Source organism: Limimaricola cinnabarinus (assembly GCF_002723615.1).
Lineage (GTDB): Bacteria > Pseudomonadota > Alphaproteobacteria > Rhodobacterales > Rhodobacteraceae > Limimaricola > Limimaricola cinnabarinus_B.
In genome coordinates this window covers 1-1111 of record NZ_KZ305010.1, presented here as the reverse complement: position 1 = coordinate 1111, position 1111 = coordinate 1, and the positions used below count along the sequence as shown (strand labels likewise).

The window sequence follows — 1111 nt, the reverse complement described above, 5'->3', positions numbered from 1 at the left end:
CCTCTCCGTCGGCTCTGAACGGCAGCGAATATATCGTCACCTCCGACGTCTCCAAGGCTTGGCCGGTGGCCGACGGAGGGCTGGGCGCCATGAGCTACATGTTCGAGATCCTGATGGGGGTGATGGGCAGTCGAAAGCGGTGGCGCACGATGCCATGGATGGTCGCGCTCTTCGGCATCGTCGTCGGTCCATTGGGGATCGTAAGCATCTACTTCATCATCATTCAGCCGATCACGATTGGCACTTATTGCACGATCTGCCTGTTGGCGGCGGCGGCGATGCTGATCATGATCCCGTTCTCGCTCGACGAGATCGTGGCAATGATCCAGTTCATGATCTGGAATACGCGGCGCGGCCGCCCATTCTGGCGCGCATTCTTCCGAGGCGATGCGTTGCCGGGGTCGACAAGCGGAGGTTCGATGAGCTTCGATGCCGTGCCTACGAAGCTGCTTCGGCAAAGCGCGCGCGGTGTCACCGTCCCATGGACCCTTGGCCTCAGCGCCGCCCTCGGCGCCTTCCTGATGCTGTCACGCGCCATCTTCGGCAACGAGATGCCCTTGGCGGGCAGTGATCATCTGGTAGGCGCGCTGGTCCTGACGACCGCCGTGATCGCATGGGCCGAGGTCGCGCGCCCGCTGCGCTTTCTCAACCTGGGGTTCGGACTGTGGCTCGTGATCGCGCCCTGGCTGCTGGGGGGCGGCACGGTCCCGGGAAGCCTCGTTGGCATCCTGGCCGGCTTGGCACTGATCGTTCTCAGCCTGCCTCGGGGCCGACGTAGCGCGGAGCATTACGGCAGCTGGGACCGATACGTGGTCTGAAACTCGCGGCGATCCCTGCGCCGGACCGAGATGCGGTCGAGCTGACGAGGCAGATATCTCAGCACCTTGGGTCGGCGTTACGTCTATTGGCGGCCCTGTTCCGCGAGGCGGTCGGGCAGGAGTAGCCGGCACTCAGTCCAACAGGGCGTCCAGGACAGGGCACTCCGGGACCTCGGTTCCGCTGCATTGAGCGGTGCGGTGCGACGATGAATGCCTCATCCGCCCGTGCCGAAGGGCTGCACCCAGACCACCAGAAGGACAAGATAGAGCGCGTAGACAACTGGCAGGACGAC

Annotated in this window: 1 protein-coding gene; it reads left to right on the top strand. The window is 64.1% G+C overall.

Annotated features, from left to right (window positions below):
- Positions 1-818: vitamin K epoxide reductase family protein (locus CJ301_RS18420; protein ID WP_173812397.1), on the top strand; the 818-nt coding region annotated here is incomplete at its 5' end.
- Between the last annotated feature and the right edge of the window lie 293 nt (positions 819-1111).